This is a genomic window from Pseudomonas syringae group sp. J248-6 (genome assembly GCF_032586995.1).
Lineage (GTDB): Bacteria > Pseudomonadota > Gammaproteobacteria > Pseudomonadales > Pseudomonadaceae > Aquipseudomonas > Aquipseudomonas amygdali.
The window spans coordinates 148,475-164,764 of the sequence record NZ_JAWHOP010000007.1 but is presented as its reverse complement, the minus strand read 5'-3'; the positions used below and the strand labels follow the sequence as shown (position 1 = coordinate 164,764).

The 16,290-nt window shown below is 59.2% G+C and carries 14 protein-coding genes; 7 read left to right on the top strand and 7 right to left on the bottom strand.

Annotated elements, in window-relative coordinates:
• Position 1 precedes the first annotated feature (1 nt).
• From RYC17_RS12120 to edd, 7 genes are all read right to left on the bottom strand, one after another.
• Positions 2-847 carry a carbohydrate ABC transporter permease gene (locus RYC17_RS12120; RefSeq protein WP_058402191.1) on the bottom strand — a complete coding sequence of 282 codons (846 nt, stop codon included), beginning with the start codon at positions 845-847 and terminating at the stop codon, positions 2-4.
• Positions 840-1,748, bottom strand: a complete 909-nt coding sequence (locus tag RYC17_RS12115; protein WP_004666129.1) for a carbohydrate ABC transporter permease — start codon at positions 1,746-1,748, stop codon at positions 840-842. The genes RYC17_RS12120 and RYC17_RS12115 overlap by 8 nt, the downstream gene beginning before the upstream one ends.
• Before the next feature lie 104 nt (positions 1,749-1,852).
• Positions 1,853-3,139 (bottom strand): ABC transporter substrate-binding protein, encoded by a 1,287-nt coding sequence (locus RYC17_RS12110; RefSeq protein ID WP_005745826.1) that lies wholly within the window; start codon positions 3,137-3,139, stop codon positions 1,853-1,855.
• 169 nt (positions 3,140-3,308) lie between these two features.
• Complete coding sequence (locus RYC17_RS12105; protein WP_004666131.1) at positions 3,309-4,715, bottom strand: ATP-binding protein; 1,407 nt, start codon at positions 4,713-4,715, stop codon at positions 3,309-3,311.
• Positions 4,716-4,776: 61 nt separating this feature from the next.
• Positions 4,777-5,514 carry a response regulator gene (locus RYC17_RS12100; RefSeq protein WP_004656016.1) on the bottom strand — a complete coding sequence of 246 codons (738 nt, stop codon included), beginning with the start codon at positions 5,512-5,514 and terminating at the stop codon, positions 4,777-4,779.
• A gap of 50 nt (positions 5,515-5,564) precedes the next feature.
• A complete protein-coding gene (locus RYC17_RS12095) occupies positions 5,565-6,530 on the bottom strand; it encodes a glucokinase (protein WP_004656014.1) in 966 nt (321 codons plus the stop codon).
• On the bottom strand, positions 6,527-8,353 hold the full coding sequence (gene edd, locus RYC17_RS12090; protein ID WP_004656012.1) for a phosphogluconate dehydratase: 1,827 nt from the start codon (positions 8,351-8,353) through the stop codon (positions 6,527-6,529). Before edd ends, RYC17_RS12095 begins: the two co-directional genes overlap by 4 nt.
• A gap of 219 nt (positions 8,354-8,572) precedes the next feature.
• Between edd and gap the strand changes: the two genes are divergently transcribed.
• From gap to RYC17_RS12055, 7 genes are all read left to right on the top strand, one after another.
• On the top strand, positions 8,573-9,574 hold the full coding sequence (gap, locus tag RYC17_RS12085) for a type I glyceraldehyde-3-phosphate dehydrogenase (protein ID WP_044321796.1): 1,002 nt from the start codon (positions 8,573-8,575) through the stop codon (positions 9,572-9,574).
• Between the two features lie 113 nt (positions 9,575-9,687).
• Positions 9,688-10,206 carry an RNA polymerase sigma factor gene (locus RYC17_RS12080; protein WP_057402358.1) on the top strand — a complete coding sequence of 173 codons (519 nt, stop codon included), beginning with the start codon at positions 9,688-9,690 and terminating at the stop codon, positions 10,204-10,206.
• Between the two features lie 59 nt (positions 10,207-10,265).
• A complete protein-coding gene (locus RYC17_RS12075; protein WP_316903196.1) occupies positions 10,266-11,231 on the top strand; it encodes a FecR family protein in 966 nt (321 codons plus the stop codon).
• A gap of 121 nt (positions 11,232-11,352) precedes the next feature.
• Positions 11,353-13,932: a TonB-dependent receptor gene (locus tag RYC17_RS12070; RefSeq protein ID WP_316903194.1), complete on the top strand. Its 2,580-nt coding sequence runs from the start codon at positions 11,353-11,355 to the stop codon at positions 13,930-13,932.
• Between the two features lie 117 nt (positions 13,933-14,049).
• Positions 14,050-14,664, top strand: a complete 615-nt coding sequence (locus RYC17_RS12065; protein WP_316903192.1) for a biliverdin-producing heme oxygenase — start codon at positions 14,050-14,052, stop codon at positions 14,662-14,664.
• Positions 14,661-15,119: a YbaN family protein gene (locus tag RYC17_RS12060; RefSeq protein WP_054077878.1), complete on the top strand. Its 459-nt coding sequence runs from the start codon at positions 14,661-14,663 to the stop codon at positions 15,117-15,119. The genes RYC17_RS12065 and RYC17_RS12060 overlap by 4 nt, the downstream gene beginning before the upstream one ends.
• Before the next feature lie 98 nt (positions 15,120-15,217).
• Entirely contained in the window at positions 15,218-15,574 is a 357-nt protein-coding gene (locus RYC17_RS12055) for a DUF5064 family protein (RefSeq protein ID WP_002552307.1), read from the top strand.
• Positions 15,575-16,290: the final 716 nt, after the last annotated feature.

Sequence of the window (16,290 nt, the reverse complement as noted above, 5' to 3'; positions counted from 1 at the left end):
ATTACCCCTTGACCGCGCCGGCCGTGAGCCCACGCAGGAAATACTTGCCAGCCAGTACGTAGACCAGCAGTGTCGGCAGGCCGGCAATCATCGCCGCCGCCATGTCAACGTTGTATTCCTTGGCGCCTGTGCTGGTGTTGACCAGATTGTTCAGGGCCACAGTGATCGGCTGAGACTCACCGCTGGAGAACACAACTCCGAACAGGAAATCGTTCCATATCTGGGTGAACTGCCAGATAAGGCAGACCATCACGATGGGCGTGGACATCGGCAGAATGATGCGCCCGAAGATGGTGAAGAACCCTGCACCGTCCAGCCGTGCAGCCTTGACCAGAGCATCCGGAATGCTGACGTAGTAGTTGCGGAAGAATAGCGTGGTAAATGCCAGCCCGTAGACCACATGCACAAACACCAGCCCGGTGGTCGTACTGGCCAGGCCCATTTTGCCCAGCGTGAAGGAAGCCGGCAGCAGAACGGTCTGAAACGGCAGGAAGCAACCAAACAGCAACAGACCGAAGAACAGCTGCGAGCCCTTGAAGCGCCACATCGACAGCACATAGCCATTGAGCGCGCCAATCGCGGTGGAAATGATGACTGCCGGAACGGTGATTTTTATCGAGTTCCAGAAATAACCATCGACCAGGTCCCAGGCCTTTATCCAGCCAATTGCGGTGACCACACTTGGCCAGCTCAGCAGGTTGCCGGTGCCGATGTCTTCGGGGGTCTTGAAGCTGGTGAACAGCATCACCACCAGCGGCACCAGATAAATCAGACAGGCCAGTATCAGCACGGCGTAAATCAGAATACGACTGAAGCTGATGCCCGGTTTGCCAACATGACTAGTCATGGCGTTTGGTCCTCAGCTCGGAATACAGGTACGGCACCAGAATCGCCAGGATCGCGCCGAGCATCAGAATCGCACTGGCCGATCCCATGCCCATCTGGCCGCGGCTAAAGGTGAAGGAGTACATGAACATTGCAGGCAGATCAGATGAGTAACCGGGGCCACCGGCGGTCATCGCTGCCACCAGATCGAAGCTCTTGATGGCAATGTGCGCAAGGATCATCACGGCACTGAAGAACACCGGGCGCAGGCTTGGCAACACAACGCGCCAGTAGATCATCGGCAAACTCGCGCCATCCATCTGCGCAGCGCGAATGATCGATTGATCGACGCCACGCAGGCCCGCCAGAAACAACGCCATGACAAAGCCGGAAGACTGCCACACCGCAGCAATCACCAGACAGTAAACCACGCGGTCCGGGTCGATCAGCCAGTCGAGACGGAAACCTTCCCAGCCCCAGTCGCGCAGCATCTTGTCCAGGCCCAGGCCAGGGTTGAGCAGCCATTTCCACGCCGTGCCGGTGACGATCATCGACAGTGCCATCGGGTACAGATAAATGGTGCGGATCATGCCCTCACGACGGATCCGCTGGTCCAGCAGGACGGCCAGCAGAACACCGATCACCAGGCTGATGGCAATGAACATCCCGCCAAACACCGCAAGGTTCTTGCTCGCCACCCACCAGCGATCGTTATCCATCAGGCGTGCGTATTGCGCCAGACCGACCCATTTGTAGGACGGCAGAAACGTCGAGTTGGTAAACGAAAGCGCGAATGTCCAGAGGATGTAGCCATAGAAACCCACCAGCACGATGAACATGCTGGGTGCCAGCACCAGTTTTGGTAGCCAGCGTTGCAGCGCATCCATTGGCGAGGCTTTGCTGATCGCAGCGACAGAGCTCATCGGGAGTATCCCATCCGGTGTATCGAATCCAGGCCGCAGCCGCGGGTGAAATCAACAGAGGATTTCAGCACCACGAACTGCGGGTACAGGCGGTTCAGAGAGAGTTACTGGGCCGATTTGACCGCAGTGGCCAGCTTCTTGGCTGTCGCTGCAGGATCAGCTGCCGGGTCGTTGATGTAGTTGGTGACCACATCAAAGAAAGCACCCTGCACCGCCAGCGTAGTGGCCATGTTGTGCGCCATGCTTGGTTGCAGGCCACCGGTCTTCGAATCGGCCAGGAAATCCTTGGCAGCGGTTTGCGCACACGAGTCGAAACCGTATTTGCTCATGTCGGACAGCATGTCTTCACGAACCGGGATCGAACCCTTGTTGATGCTGAAGACTTTCTGGAAGTCCTCGCCCATCGCGACCTTGGCCAGATCCTGCTGTGCGGCAGTGGTGCCCTTGTCTTTCTGCTTGAACACCGCCAGCGAGTCGATGTTGTAGGTGAACGCCTTGTCGGTGCCAGGGAAGGCTACGCACTGGTAATCCTTGCCGGCGACCTTCTTGGCTGCGGTCCATTCACTCTTGGCCCAGTCACCCATGATCTGCATGCCGGCCTTGCCGTTGATGACCTTGGCAGCTTCCAGGTTCCAGTCCTGGCCCTTGCCATCGGCATCCATGTAGGTCGCGACTTTCTTGAGCTCGGTGAGGGACTTGACCATGCCTTCACCGGTCAACGCGTCCTTGTCCAGATCAACCAGGGCCTTCTTGTAGCCATCAGCGCCCATGACCGAAAGCACAACGGCTTCAAAGACGGTGCTGTCCTGCCACGGCTGACCACCGTGGGCGAGCGGAATGAAACCGGCTTTTTTCAGCTTGTCGCCCGCAGCGTAAAACTCTTCGAGCGTGGTGGGTGCCTTGTCGATACCGGCTTTCTTGAAGACTTCAGGGTTGATCCACAGCCAGTTGACGCGGTGAATATTCACCGGCACCGCTACGTAATCACCGTCGTACTTCACGGTGTCGGAGACCTTCTTGTCCAGCAGCGAGTCCCACTTCTCGGCCTTGGCGACGTCTTTCAACGCGTCCGTATCAAGCAGACCGGTAGAGGCCCATTCCTGAATGTCAGGACCTTTGATCTGGGCAACACCTGGCGGGTTACCGGCAACCGCACGACTCTTGAGCACGGTCATGGCGGTGGAGCCGCCGCCGCCGGCGATGGCGCCGTCCTTCCAGACAAAGCCGTCTTTTTCGACCTGCGCCTTCAGAACATCGACCGCAGCCTTTTCGCCACCCGACGTCCACCAGTGCACAACTTCTACAGTGCCTTTGGATTCAGCGGCAGTAGCGCTCAGAGGGAACAACGAAGCGAGAGAGATGACAACAGCGAGACGTGACATGGAATTCATCGAATTGACCTTTCTTGTTGTTATGCATGAGCAAGTCTGATGCTTGCGCTTCGTGGGAGTCTAACCAAGCCTGAAGCGCCGACAGTAACGAAGGGACGCGCAATTGTCACAGGATGGTGACAATTGAAATCCCGGTGCAATCGCTAGCTAAAAGCCACTGTGCAGCGCGTCATTCCGCAGTTCTCGGCAGGTACAACGTTACCCGCAACCCCCCCTCACGCAGGTTCTGCAGGCTGACTTCGCCACCGTGACTGTGGGCAATGTTGCGCGCGATACCCAGGCCCAGACCGTAGCCCTGCTGCTGATTGCCTGCCAGACGGAAATGCGGTTCGAAAACGTGTTCGAGACGTTGTTCGGGCACACCAGGCCCTTCGTCATCCACATGCAGGACGAAAGCCGTGGCGTTATCCTCGACTTTCAGATGAGCGCGATGGCCATATTTAAGGGCATTGTCGATCAGGTTGCCCATGCAGCGCCGCAGCGCCAACGGCTTGCCGGGATAGGCAGCCTGAGCCTCGCCTTGCTGGGTGACACGTCCGTCGCCTTCAACATTCAGCCAGGGCTCGACCAGGCAATCAAGCAGTGCATTGAGGTCCACCGGCTCGATGTTTTCATGAATATCGGTGTCTTTGACGCACTGCAGCGCGCCTTTGACCAGCAACTCCAGTTCGTCCAGATCGCGGCTGAATTTACGCTGCATGTGCTCATCTTCCAGCAGCTCGACACGCAACCGCAGCCGGGTGATGGGCGTGCGCAGATCATGCGAGATGGCACTGAACAACTGACCGCGTTCGGTCAGGTAGCGGCTGATACGGGTGCGCATGGCGTTGAACGCACGGCTGACCTCGATCACCTCGCTGCCGCCGCCCTCGACCACCGGCTCGACGTCCGCGCCCAGTGACATGTCCCGTGCGGCCCGCGCCAGGCGTTTGAGCGGCCGGCTCTGCCAATGCACCAGCAAACCGATGAACAACAGCAAAAACATGCTGGTCAGGACGATGAATGAAACCTGCTGAAGGGGCAGCTCCTGCTCCTCCAGCGAGGTGTAGGGCTCAGGCAGCAGAGAGGCAATGTAAAACCATTCACCGGGCGCCATTTCGATTTGCGTGACCAGCACCGGCGGGTTCACCGGTTCAAGTGTCAGCGCGTAATGCGCCCAGGAACGCGGCAGTTCATCGAGCTTCAGGCCGCTGTTGAAAATACGCAGCTCATCGGGCCGCGCAAACCATACGGTGATGTCCGGCCCATTGCCCAGACGCTGGCGCAATACCTCGCCCACCACGTCCAGCACCGCCTGTTTGCGAGGCGTGGGCTGCATGATCTGCATATCCAGCGGGTGATCGTTGAGCGAGACGACGAAACGGGTCCCGCCCATACTGCGCAGTTGATCCAGCACCATGGGCCGGTAGGCCAGCGGCAATGAGCGAAAGTAACTGACACTGGCCGCCATCGAGTAAGCGAGGCTGCGCGCGCTGGTCACCAGCCCTTCGGTCTGTGTGGCGCGCAACTGTGACAGCCAGATCACACTGGACAGTGTCTGAGCCAGCAGAACCGCCAGTAACGTCAACAGCAGCATGCGCCCCAGCAATGAGCGCGGCAGTGGCAGGCCGGTTCTTTTCGCTCCTGCCACCGGCGGGTTAATAGCCGTTGCCCGCTTGCGAGTTGACGTTCGCGGCCAGCAGATAACCACTGCCGCGAATGGTGCGGATCAGACGCGGCGACTTGCCGGTATCGCGCAGACGCTGGCGCAGGCGACTGACCGCCATGTCGACGATCCGCTCCAGCGGCATCAGCTCACGCCCGCGTGTGGCGTTACCGATAGTGTCGCGGTCGAGAATCTGTTGGGGGTTGTCGAGAAACAGCTTGAGCAGCGCGAAGTCGGCACCGGACAGAATCACTTCTTCACCGTCATTGTGAAACAACCTGTGACTGACCATGTCCAGCCGCCATTCGTCGAACAGAATGACATCGCCACCAGGACGCTCCTGACCGAACTGGGCGCGCCTCAACAGTGCCTTGATACGCGCTTGCAGCTCACGCGGGCTGAACGGCTTGCCCAGATAATCATCAGCACCCAATTCCAGGCCGATGACCCGGTCGGCTTCGTCCGAACTGGCAGTCAACATGATGATCGGCACATGCGGCTGGCGCGGATGCTGGCGGATCCATTTGCACAGACTGAAACCGTCTTCATCGGGCAGCATCACATCAAGGATCAGCAAATCACTGGGTTCTTCGTTGAAGGCGCGGCGAAAATCAGCGCCATCACCCACCGTACGCACCTGAAAACCGGCACGACTCAGGTAGGTGTCCAGCAACTCGCGAATCTCCTGATCGTCATCCACCAGCAGGATCGATTTACTGACTGAACTCAAGTTGAGGCGTCCTTGTTTGACGGTGAATCTTTGTTGTTATGGGATGCTACTCAGATCTGCGAACCGAAGGCCTGTTGCAGAGCGACACCTGAGCCCATCAGACCAGGGTACTCGGCGGTCACCAGCCAGACCGGCAGGTTCTTGAAATAGTCGCTCATCACGCCCTTCTCGGCCATGGCGCGCTTGAAACCGCTGTTGATGAAGAACTCAGTGAAACGCGGCACCACGCCGCCGACAATGTACACGCCGCCCAGGCTGCCCAGGGTCAGCACATTGTTGCCCACCACCCTGCCTAGAAACACACAGAACTGCTCCAGCACGGCTGCGGCTACCGGGTCGCCCGCCAGCGCTGCCGAGGTGACAGCCGCAGGCGACTTGAGCACTGGCTCGATATCGTCCAGGGCGCAACTGACCTGATAGAGCAACAGCAAGCCCGCGCCACTGAGTACCACTTCAGCGCTGACATGCTCATGCTCAGCCATCAGGCGTGTCCATAACAGGGCCTCGCGTGCCGTGCCGATTGGCAGGTCAGCATGCCCGCCCTCGCCCGGCAGCGCCAGCCAGCGACTGCCGTCAAGCTTGATCAGCGTACCGATGCCCAGCCCGGTACCCGGCCCGACCACCACACGCGGCCGATCAGGCTTGCCAGCGCCAGGGCAAACCGTCAGGTATTCATCTTCCTTGAGCCGGGTCATGCCCAGCGCCATGGCGGTGAAGTCGTTGATCAGCAGCAGGTGATCGACTTTCAGGTCAGCGCAAAATGCCTCACGGCTCAACCGCCAGTGACTATTGGTGAACTGGAAAAAATCGCCATCCACCGGTCCGGCAACGGCCAGGCATACGTGGCTGATATCACCGCGCTGCAATTCAAGGTCCTGCAGATAGACTTCGATGGCCTTTTCCGGGCCGGCGTAGTCAATGGTCGGGAATACCCGGACAGAATGCAGCGTGTCGTCTTCCCAAATGGCAAAACGTGCATTGGTACCGCCTATATCACCGACCAGGGCCAACTTCACTTGAGCGTCTCCAGACTAGAAGTAAAGGCGCTGGCACCCTGCTCTGCGGAGCTGAAAGCCATGCGCATGAATCCAAAGAGCTCGCGACCACAGCCGACACTGTTGTCGATCTGGTTGATGGCCGGTTCTCTGGCGGCCAATTCTGACGCTTCGACCAGAACTTGTAACGTGCCTTTTACGCCATCCACACGGATCACATCACCATCGCGCACCAGTGCCAACGGGCCACCATCAAACGCTTCCGGGCAGACATGAATGGCCGCAGGGATTTTGCCCGAGGCGCCCGACATGCGTCCGTCGGTGACCAGCGCAACCTTGAAACCACGGTCCTGCAGAACCCCCAGAAACGGCGTCATCTTGTGCAACTCGGGCATGCCGTTGCAGCGCGGCCCCTGGAAGCGCATCACGGCGACGAAATCGCACTCCAGTTCACCGGCCTTGAACGCATCGGCCAGCTCCTTCTGATCCTGAAAGACCTTGGCTGGTGCCTCGACGATCTGATGCTCCGGGGCCACGGCAGAGACTTTCATCACCCCGCGGCCCAGATTGCCTTCCATGACCCGCAGACCACCTTCCGGCGAAAACGGACGGGCGACCGGACGCAAAATGTTTTCATCAAGGCTTTCAAGCGGTCCTTCGCGCCAGACCAGCTTGCCATCCTCCAGGAATGGCTCTTTGGTGTAGCGGCTCAAGCCGTAACCGGCCACGGTATTGACGTTTTCGTGCAACAAACCGGCAGCCAGCAACTCACGGATCAGGAACGACATGCCGCCCGCCGCCTGGAAGTGGTTGATATCGGCTTTGCCGTTGGGGTAGACGTGACTCAGGGTTGGCACCACTTCCGACAGGTCGGCCATGTCCTGCCAGGTCAGTTGAATGCCCGCGGCCTGGGCAATCGCCGGCATGTGCAGCGTGTGGTTGGTCGAGCCACCTGTCGCGTGCAGGGCAACGATGGAGTTGACCAGCGAGCGCTCGTCGACGATTTCGCCGATCGGCATGAAGCTGCCGCTCTGCTTGGTCAGACGCGTCACCTGGTGAGCCGCTTCGGCGGTCAGTGCATCGCGCAGTGGCGTGTAGGGATTGACGAACGAGGCACCGGGAAGGTGCATGCCCATGACTTCCATCAGCAGCTGGTTGGTGTTGGCAGTGCCGTAGAAGGTGCAGGTTCCCGGACCGTGATAGGACTTCATTTCCGAGTCGAGCAACTCTTCACGGCTGGCCTTGCCTTCCGCGTAACGCTGCCGTACGTCGGCTTTTTCCTTGTTGGAGATACCTGAAACCATCGGTCCGCCCGGCACGAAGATGGTCGGCAGATGACCAAAACGCAGTGCGCCCATCATCAAACCAGGGACGATCTTGTCGCAGATGCCCAGCATCATGGCGGCGTCGAACATATTGTGTGACAACGCAACTGCCGTGGACATGGCAATCACTTCGCGACTGGCAATGGCCAGCTCCATACCCGGCTCACCCTGAGTCACGCCATCGCACATGGCAGGCACGCCGCCGGCAAACTGACCGACCGAACCAATGTCACGTAAAGCCTGTTTGATCTGGGCAGGAAAGTGTTCGTAGGGTTGATGCGCCGAGAGCATCTCGTTGTAGGAGGAGACGATTGCCACGTTGGCGGCGTTCATCAGACGCAGGCTTTGCTTGTCTTCCGGCCCGCAGGCAGCGACGCCGTGAGCAAAGTTGGCACATTGAAGCTTGCCGCGCATCGGGCCATCGCTCGCTGCGCCGCGAATCAATTGAAGGTAGCGCTGACGGGTATCGCGACTGCGGGCGATGAGTCGCTCGGTTACTTCAAGGACGCGGGGATGCATGTGATGAACTCCAGGCTAACGTCTAAGGTCACCCGTAAAGACGGTTCCGGTTTTCGAGCAGTGACGGGCGGGGAGCAGAACCCTGATCTCGATCAACCGGGAGGGCCTTTCAGGCTTGTAGTTGTAGATAAAACAAAATATTGCCACTAAAAAGGCTTGTTTTCTATTTCTATGAGAATAATCTTGTAATTCCAACAACAAATTCAGAAGGACGGCTGTATGACTCTTCGTATCGCAATCAACGGTTTTGGCCGCATCGGCCGCAACGTCCTACGCGCACTGTATACCCAAGGCTACCGTCAGGACCTGCAGGTCGTCGCCATCAACGATCTTGGCGACAGCGAAATGAACGCACACCTGCTGCGCTTCGACACCGTACACGGCCCTTTCAGCGGCACGGTCGAGTGCGACAAGGATAGCCTGACCGTCAATGGTGACCGTATTTCGGTCAGTGCCATTCGCAATCCGGCCGAGCTGCCGTGGAAGTCGCAGGACATCGATGTAGTGTTCGAGTGCACCGGCCTGTTCACCAGCCGTGACAAGGCCGCCGCGCACCTCACTGCCGGTGCCCGCAAGGTCATTATCTCCGCCCCTGCCAGCGGTGCCGATGCCACCATCGTCTATGGTGTCAACCACGACACGCTGCGTCAGTCGCACCAGATCATCTCCAGTGCATCCTGCACCACCAATTGCCTGGCCCCGGTCGCCCAGGTACTGCACCGTGAACTGGGGATCGAAAATGGCCTGATGACCACCATCCATGCCTACACCAACGACCAGAACCTGATCGATGTCTATCACACCGATCCGTACCGCGCCCGCTCGGCGACGCAGTCGATGATCCCGAGCAAGACCGGCGCTGCCGAAGCAGTGGGCCTGGTACTGCCGGAGCTGGCAGGCAAACTCACCGGCATGGCGGTACGCGTACCGGTCATCAACGTTTCGCTGGTCGACCTGACCGTGACCCTTAAGCGTGAAACCACCGCCGAAGAAGTCAACGCGCTGATGAAAGAAGCCAGCCAGCATTCCAAGGTGCTGGGCTACAACGCCCTGCCACTGGTTTCCCACGACTTCAATCACAACCCGTTGTCGTCGATTTTCGACGCCAATCACACCAAGGTCAGTGGCAAGTTGCTCAAGGTACTGTCGTGGTACGACAACGAATGGGCGTTCTCCAACCGCATGCTCGACAACTGCCTGGCACTGCACAACGCCGAGTAAATTCAGCGTCGTAGTGAGCAACACCGTAAGATAATTATTTACAGATGCAGGCTTGACCCGACCAAAAGATGAGAAGCATTATCATTTGCTCACATCTCTGGTCGGGCCTCTCTGTGTCGCAGTCACGCTTCAACGATGTCTTTCTGGCCCAGCGCCCGGTTCTGCTACGCACCCTGCAACGCATGGTCGGCAACCAGAACGCTGCCGAAGACCTGCTTCAGGAAACCTGGCTGCGCGTCAGCCGTGCATTGACCGAACACCCCGTCGACCACCTTGAACCCTTCGTCTTTCAGACCGCCCGCAACCTGGCGCTGGATCATTTGCGTGCGCGGCGTATTCATGGCCGGACCATGCTCGAAGACGTCTCACCTGCCCGGCTCGAAAGCGTCGTAGCCCAGATGGGCTCGCCTGAAGACGCAGCGCATGCCAAGCGCCTGCTTGAAAACCTGAGTGCCAGCCTGAGTACGTTGAGCCCGCGCCAGCAGAAAATCTTTACCCTCAGCCGCCTCGATGGCCGCAGTTATCTGGAAATCGCCGAGCAACTGCAGGTCTCGGCCAGTACCGTCCAGAAAGAACTGAAGCTGATCATGGCCATCTGCGTAGGCGTCCTTTCAAGACTTGACCCGCCCTGAACCCTGCCGCACGCTGCCAGACTCTAATCGATACAGTTTCAGGATTGCCGAGGAACACCGTGGCCCCGAGAACCGAACGCCCGCACGCGATTGCGCAGGACGTGTTGAGCAATGCTGCAATGGATCAGGCCCTGACCTGGCTGGTCGAACTGGAGGGCGCAGACGCCACCCGGCTTGCCCGTTTCCAGGAATGGCTGAACGCCGATCCGGAACACGCACGCGCCTTCGATAAGGCCCGGACACTCTGGAATTCACAGCCGGTTCAGCACGCCGCCGAAAGCATCGCGCAACCCCGCAAGCCATCGGCGTGGCAACGTGTCCGCGCGCAATGGAAACCTCTCGCCACTGCAGCGGTGTTGCTGTTGGGGCTGTTCAGTTTCAGCAATCTGCCGCTGCGCCTGCAGGCCGATCACCTGACCATAGTGGGTGAGCGCCAGCGCCTGGAACTGGCAGACGGCTCGAAAGTGCTGCTCAACACCGACTCGGCGTTCTCCAGTCAGATAGGTGAACAGCGGCGCTCTGCTTGCCTGCTGCAAGGCGAAGCATTCTTCGATGTCAGTTCCAGAGCGGGCGTGCCACTGGAAATCGAAGCCGGACCGGTGCGCATGAGTGCCAACAGCACCGAATTTTCCGTGCGTTATCTGAACGGCGTTGCCCAGGTAAAAGTGCAGCGCGGCGCTGTCGACGTGCGTGCCACACGCGGCGACTCCAGCGTCAGCCTGGGGGCCGGAGAAAGCGTTCGCGTGGGGCCTGCTGGCTTCGGGCATCGTGAAAAGCTTGACCCGCTCAGGGATTTCGCCTGGGTGCAAGGTCGACTGATCTTCGATAACCGCCCGCTGAGCGAAGTGCTGACCGAGCTGCGTCGTTACTATCCCGGCTGGATCATCAGCACCAACCCGCAACTGGATCGTGTGGCAGTGACCGGCAACTATCGCCTGGACAACCCGCTCGACGTGGTGCGGTCGCTGGCACAGATCACCTCGGCAAGCCTTCACGAAATGCCTGCGCTGGTGATTCTCAACTGAAGCAAAGTTTTTTTACTCGATAGCGACTGCCCGTTCGTCTAGTTATAGCCAATGCAACTGATTCTCATTTTGAAACGGTTTGTAAACACTATAACGAGCAACACCCCAGGGAGCGCTACCGATGTCATCCACGTTCACGCCTGCCGCCCAACCATGCGTACGGCTCACGCTATCTCTGCTGACACTTGCAGTGCTGGGCGCCAGTCTACAGACGGTCAACGCCAGTGCTGCCAGTGAAAGCACCCAGGCGGCACGTTCGGCAGGCACCTACAACTTCTCGATTGGTCAGCAATCGCTGGTGTCGGCCCTGAACGAGTTCAGCCGCGTGACCGGATGGCAGGTAGGCATGCCATCGGATCTGGCTCAAAACGTCATTTCTCCAGGTGCCCATGGCAACCTGAGCGCCGCACAGGCGCTGGACAACATGCTGGCTGGCAGTTCGCTGAGCTATCGCAATCTGGGCAACAACAATGTAGTGCTGGAAAAGCGCACCACAACCGCCGGCGTTATGGCCCTCGATCAGATCACCGTCAGTGCTACGCGCCAGGCACAGGATGTCGCCACAGTACCAAACACCGTCAGCGTGCATTCCCGTGAAGAACTGGACCGCAGCAACGTCAACACCATCCGTAATCTGGTGCGCTACGAGCCGGGGGTTTCGGTGGGCGGCGCAGGCCAGCGCGCAGGCACAACCGGCTATAACATCCGCGGCATTGACGGCAACCGGATACTGACTCAGGTCGACGGCGTGGAAGTCCCCGACAGCTTTTTCACCGGTCCTTATGCGCAGACCCATCGCAACTATGTCGACCCGGAGATCGTCAAGCGCGTGGAAATCCTCCGCGGTCCGGCCTCGGCCCTGTACGGCAGCAGCGCAATCGGTGGGGTGGTCAGTTATTACACGCTGGACCCGGATGACATCATCAAGCCCGGCAAGGATGTCGGCGCACGCCTCAAGACCGGTTACAGCTCGGCAGACGAAAGCTGGTTGAACTCGGCCACTGTCGCAGGCCGTCAGGGCGAGTTTGACGGCTTGCTGCACGTGAGCCAGCGCAATGGTCATGAGACCGAATCCTATGGCGAAACAGGTGGCACAGGCCTGAGCCGCACCGAAGCCAACCCTGAGGATGCGCGCAGCACCAACGTGCTGGCCAAGCTGGGCTGGAATTATACCGACGGTTCGCGTCTGGCTCTGGCTTACGAAAAGTACAAGGACGACCGCGACAGCAACCTGAAAAGCGCAGTCGGCGGGCCGTTCACCAACGGCAGCGGGCTGGGCATGTATCAATCGCGCGAGGGTAACGACACCATCACCCGCGAGCGCTTCGGGGTCGAAAACAGCTTCGCCGTCGACAGCCTGCTGGTCGACAACCTCAAATGGAGCCTGAATTACCAGACCGCAAAGACTGATCAAAGCACCCGGGAGCGGTACTTTCCGTTTTCCCGAGATGTCATTCGTGATCGCGACACGCACTATCAGGAAAAGCAGTGGGTATTCGATGCCCAACTGGACAAGGCATTCTCTATCGCCAGCACGGACCATGTGCTGACCTACGGTACGACGGTAAAGCAGCAGAAAGTCACCGGGCTGCGCAGCGGCAGCGGGACCTGTGCACGCGTATTCGGCTCCTGCCGCGTGGTCGGTGCAGACAGCCCGAGCGACCGTCTGGCCGCGACGAGCGATTTCCCGGACCCGACCATCACCAGCTATGCGCTGTTCGCCCAGGATCAGATCAGTTGGAACGACTGGGCCTTCATGCCCGGCGTGCGTTATGACCACACCACACTCGACCCGAAGTTCACGCCAGAATTTCTCAGGTCGGTCAGCCTCGCCGACCCCGGTCAGGGCAACGACGAAACGCGGACATGGCATCGCTTGTCGCCCAAGTTCGGTGTGACTTATGCACTCAGCGACGCCTACACCTGGTACGGCCAGTATGCCGAAGGTTTCCGCACACCGTCGGCCAAGTCACTTTATGGACGCTTCGAAAACCCGACGGCAGGCTACGTGGTTGAGCCCAATCCGAACCTGGAACCGGAAACCAGCAAAAGCTATGAAACCGGTTTACGCGGTCGCTTCGAAGCGGGCTCGTTCGACATCGCGGTGTTCTATAACAAGTACCGTGACTTCATCAACGAGGACGCCATCACCCCCGGTTACAGCGAACTAACGTTCCAGTCCAACAACATCAAGCACGCAACCATGAAGGGCGCGGAATTCAAAGGGCGCATCAATCTCGACAGCATCGGTGCGCCAAACGGTCTCTACAGCCAGGCATCGGTTGCCTACGTGCAGGGCCGCAACAACGATACAGGCGAACCAATCAACAGCGTCAACCCGCTGACCGGTGTGATCGGCCTGGGCTATGACCAGAATGACTACGGCGGCCTGCTGAGCTGGACGCTGGTCAAGCGCAAGAATCGCGTGGATGACAGCAATTTCCACACGCCGGACGGCACCTCCAGTCAATTCAAGACCCCGGGCTACGGCATTCTGGACCTGAGCGGCTACTACAAGGTCAGCAACGATGTGACCGTCAATGCGGGTCTGTACAACCTGACCGACAAGAAATACTGGCGCTGGGATGATGTGCGCGGCTACGACGGCGTGGGCGAAGCTGGTGTGACGGCGCCCGCTAATCTGGATCGCCTGACCCAGCCGGGACGCAACTTCAGCGTCAACGTGGTGTGGGACATATGAACCCGAAAGTAGCGTAAAACCCGTCGCCGAGTACATCGGCGGCAGGCTTTTTTTACGCTTTCGGGTGCAGCTATTCGTCTATTCAAAAAGCCCCCTTTTTCAGCAAGGAAGAACTCGATGACCCTTGATCAGAACCGACCGACTCTGCGTTCGCAACGCCTGAGCCAGATCACCCACGCGCCACACGAAAAGCTCGACAAGGCGGTCAAGGCACATGCGCCGTTTGAAACCCTGGCCAGCTACGCTCGCTTCGTGGTTGCTCAATACCTTTTTCAGACGGAATTGCAAAGCCTGTACAACGAGCCCGCGCTAGGGGCGATCATCAACGACCTGCCGGCCCGCTGCCGCGCAGAACAGGCCGGAGCGGATCTTGCCGACCTGAACATGGACCTTCCCCTGCCGGTGGCTGGCGCAGTACAAGCGCCGAGCACCGCAGAAGCGCTCGGCTGGCTATTTGTCTCCGAAGGTTCCAAGCTGGGTGCTGCATTCCTGATCAAACGTGCCGAAGCCTTGAACCTAAGCCACAGCTTTGGCGCCCGGCATCTGAGCGAGCCTGCCGGTGGCCGCGCAGCAGGCTGGAAGACCTTTGTCAGGACGCTTGACGAGCTGTCGCTGACCGCCGAGCAGGAAGCAGCACTTGATCGAGGCGCCATTGCCGCATTCGAGCGTTTCAATGTCCTGCTGCAACACGCCTACGCCGATGCCCCGGTTGCAGACATGGCACAGGCATGAAAAAGCGCCCGGTGCTGTTAAGCTGGCCGGGCTCCCCGAACCTGCCTGTAGAGACCATGACGTACAAACCACCCGGCTCAAGACTCTCGCGCCTTTTATACGGCATCCTCGCCTACGTCGCCCTCGGCATAGGCATTGTCGCGATCTTCATTCCCGGCTTGCCGACCACCGAGTTCATTCTGCTGGCGGCCTGGGCGGCGACACGCAGCTCGCCGCGTCTGAATGCCTGGCTGGAAAACCATCGTGTGTTCGGCCCGATTCTGCACAACTGGCGCAACGGCAGACTGGTCGCCCGCAAGGCCAAGATCAGCGCCACCATCAGCATGCTGGTCTGCGCCGTGGTGATGCTGAGCCTGATCGGCCACGCCTGGTGGCTTTATCTGGCTCTTACCGGTATGGCGCTGGGTAATCTGTGGATATGGTCGAGGCCGGAACCGGACAAGATCGATCGTTGAGCGCAGGCATGATGCGAGCGGCACCCTGCACGAGGCTGAACCGTCCGGTCGCGAGGAGTGTCAGACTGAACACACTCACCACTTGATGGAGTCACTTCATGTACGAGCCAGGCCATCTGCACCTCACCCACGTGGCGCTTCAACCGTCGGATATCAGCTATGACATCCACTTGCGCTACAACGTGGAGGAAGATCCCAAGCAAGGCACGTCCATGCACTTCACCATGCAGGGCGAAATCAACGGCAAGCCGTTCGAAGAGCAATTCCAGCTGCCCCGTGACCTGGCGTTCAACTTCGCCCATGACGCCAGTCGCATCGCGATAAGGCACGGCTTGCCCAACTCGGCCGCACTGCCCATCGCCCAGCACAAGGACTACGACCGAATGTTCGCGGACATTCGCGACAAACTCCACGCCAAGTCAGGCGACCCGGTGAAGCCGGAGCATCTGGAGTAAGCGCCAGGTTCCTCGTGGCAACGGGAGTACGAGGTCCGGAGAACACCAGCGTGCGGTAGCGTGAGGCCCGGAGAAGATCATCGCACCCATGCTCCGCGTGGGTATGCCGTTCCGGACGCTCTGCGTCCTCTCCTGAATATGCGGCGTAGCGTAAATCCATGACGCAGATCGTCAAGAAGGGCATTCCCACACTGGAGCGTGCGGAACGATAGGTGTGCGGCAGAACACCAGCGTGCAGTAGCGTGAGGAACGACGCTCCGCAGAACACCATCGTACCCACGCTCCGCGTGGGTATGCCGTTCCGGACGCTCTGCGTCCTCTCCTGAATAAACAGCGTGGCGTAAATCCATGACGCAGAGCGTCAAGAAGGGCATTCCCACGCTGGAGCGTGCGGAACGATAGGTGTGCGGCAGAATACCAGCGTGCGGTAGCGTGAGGAGTGAGGCCCGGAGAACACCATCGTGCCCATGCTCCGCGTGGGTATGCCGTTCGGGACGCTCTGCGTCCTCTCCTGAATAAGCGGCATAGCGTAAATCGATGACGCAGAGCGTCAAGAAGGGCATTCCCACGCTGGAGCGTGCGGAACGATAGGTGTGCGGCAGAACACCAGCGTGCAGTAGCGTGAGGAGTGAGGCCCGGAGAACACCATCGTACCCACGCTCCGCGTGGGTATGCCGTTCCGGACGCTCTGCGTCCTCTCCTGAATAAACAGCGTG